This is a genomic window from Rhodopseudomonas sp. B29 (assembly GCF_000333455.1).
Taxonomy (GTDB): Bacteria; Pseudomonadota; Alphaproteobacteria; order Rhizobiales; family Xanthobacteraceae; genus Rhodopseudomonas.
In genome coordinates, this window is record NZ_BADD01000092.1 from 1 (window position 1) to 2,472 (window position 2,472).

The 2,472-nt window shown below is 67.6% G+C and carries 2 protein-coding genes; both read left to right on the forward strand.

Translation table 11 applies throughout. The features are described from left to right. Nucleotides 1–199 precede the first annotated feature (199 nt). Entirely contained in the window at nucleotides 200–1,432 is a 1,233-nt protein-coding gene (locus I5M_RS03465; RefSeq protein ID WP_022720127.1) for an FAD-binding protein, read from the forward strand. Then, nucleotides 1,429–2,472, forward strand: a 1,044-nt coding sequence (glcF, locus tag I5M_RS03470; RefSeq protein ID WP_022720128.1) for a glycolate oxidase subunit GlcF, incomplete at its 3' end; no start/stop codon positions are given. The genes I5M_RS03465 and glcF, both read left to right, overlap by 4 nt.

Consider the following 2,472-nt stretch of genomic DNA (forward strand, 5'->3'; position numbering starts at 1 on the left):
GCAGTTGCCGTTCCCGGATATTTCGCGGTTCTGAGTATTTTGTTCGAATGTACGTGGCACAGTCTCTTCACCGTCATTGCGAGCGAAGAGAAGCAATCCAGCCCCGTGCCACGGAGCTGGATTGCTTCGTCGGCTTTCGCCTCCTCGCAATGACGGAGGTTAGGGCGACCTGAAGGACGATTTTCCATCGTGGACACCCTTGAAAGTACGCGACGCCCAGGAGGTCGAGGACGTGGTGCGGGCCGCGATCGCGAACGAGCAGCCGCTCGAGATCGTCGGGCATGGCACCAAGCGCAGCGTCGGCCAGAAGATGGCCACTAACGCGGTGCTCGATCTCTCGGCGTTGAACGCGATCGTCTCCTACGAACCGAATGAACTGATCATCACCGTGCAGGCCGGCGCGCCGCTCGCCGACGTGCTGTCGTTGGTCGACGCCAAGGGCCAGCAGCTCGCCTTCGAGCCGATGGACACGTCGGTGCTGCTCGGCACCTCGCCGGCGCTCGGCACCATCGGCGGCATGATCGCCACAGGCTTCGCCGGGCCGCGCCGCATCAAGGCCGGCGGCGCACGCGACCATCTGCTCGGTGCCCATGCGGTGTCGGGCTTCGGCGAAAGCTTCAAGGCCGGCGGCAAGGTGGTGAAGAATGTCACCGGCTACGACCTGTGCAAGCTGCTTGCCGGCTCGTTTGGAACGCTGGCGGTGATGACCGAGGCGACGCTGAAGGTGACGCCGCGGCCGGAAGCCGAGCGCACCCTGGTGCTGCGCGGCCTCGACGATCTCACCGCCAACAAGGCGATGACCCATGCGCTCGGCTCACCTTACGACGTCTCCGGCGCCGCGCATCTGCCCGGTTCGGCGCTGCGCACGGCCGGCGGCGCGCTGGCAGATATCGCCGCGTCCGATCAATCGCTGACACTGCTGCGGCTGGAGGGCATCACCTCGTCGGCGTTGCATCGCGCGCAGTCGCTGCGCACCGCGCTGGCCGACTACGGCTCGGCCGAACTGATCGAGGACGACGCCTCCGCGGCGCTGTGGCGAGAGGTGCGGGACGTCGCACCGTTCGCGGCCTCGGGTCCGCGCGCGCTGTGGCCGGTGTGGCGCATCGTCTGTCCGCCGGCATTGGGTGGCGGTTTCGGTCAACAGATCGCGCGCGAGAGCGGCGGCGAGGTGATCTACGATTGGGGTGGCGGGCTGATCTGGGCGGCGCTGCCGCCAGCAACCGACGGCCATGCCAAAGCGTTGCGTCAGCGCGTGGACGCGATCGGCGGTCACGCCACGCTGGTGCGCGCCAGCGACGACGTGCGAAGCGCCGTCGACGTGTTCCATCCGCAGCCGAAGGGGCTCGCGGCGCTCGGCGCCCGGGTCAAGTCCAGCTTCGATCCGACCAACATTCTCAATCGCGGCCGCATGTCGCGAGGACCCGCGACATGAAGACCGAATTTTCGCTGACCCAGCTCGCCGATCCGGATATCGCGGAGGCCGACAAGATCCTGCGCGCCTGCGTGCATTGCGGCTTCTGCACCGCGACCTGCCCGACCTATGTGCTGCTCGGCGACGAGCTCGATAGCCCGCGCGGCCGCATCTATCTGATCAAGGAGATGCTGGAGAGCGACAAGCCGCCGACCGCCGAGGTGGTCAAGCACATCGACCGCTGCCTGTCGTGCCTCGCCTGCATGACGACCTGCCCGTCCGGCGTGAACTACATGCACCTGGTCGATCAGGCGCGGGTGCGCATCGAGAAGGACTACACGCGGCCGTTCGGCGACAGGATGATCCGCGAGGTGCTGTCCTGGGTGATGCCGCATCCCGGCGCCTTCCGGCTCGGCATGTGGGCGGCGCGCATGGTGCGGCCGTTCGCGGCCTTGCTGCCGACTTCGCACGACCCGGCACGGCCGACCTTGCTCCGCCGCATCAAGGCGATGCTGGCGCTGGCGCCCGAGCATCTGCCGGAGCCGGGGCCGTCGTCCGGCACCACTTTCCCGGCGGTCGGACCGCGCCGCGGCCGCGTCGCGCTGCTGCACGGCTGCGCCCAGCAGGTGCTGGCGCCGCGGATCAACAAGGCGGCCATCAACCTGCTCACCCGTCACGGCATCGAGGTGGTGCTGGCCGCCGACGAGGCCTGCTGCGGCGCGCTGATCCATCATCTCGGCCGCGACACGCGCACGCTCGACTACGCGCGCACCAACATCAAGGCGTGGCTGGCGGAGCAGGCCCGCGGCGGTCTCGACGCCATTCTGGTGACGACCTCCGGCTGCGGCACCGTCATCAAAGACTACGGCTACATGCTGCGCGAGGATCCGGAGTTCGCCGCGCCGGCCGAGAAGATCTCGGCGCTGGCCAAGGATATCAGCGAATACATCGCGACGCTCGAGCTGACACCGTCGCAGCCGCAGGGCAATTTGACTGTCGCTTATCACTCCGCCTGTTCGTTGCAGCACGGGCAGAAAGTCACACGGCTGCCCAAAGAATTG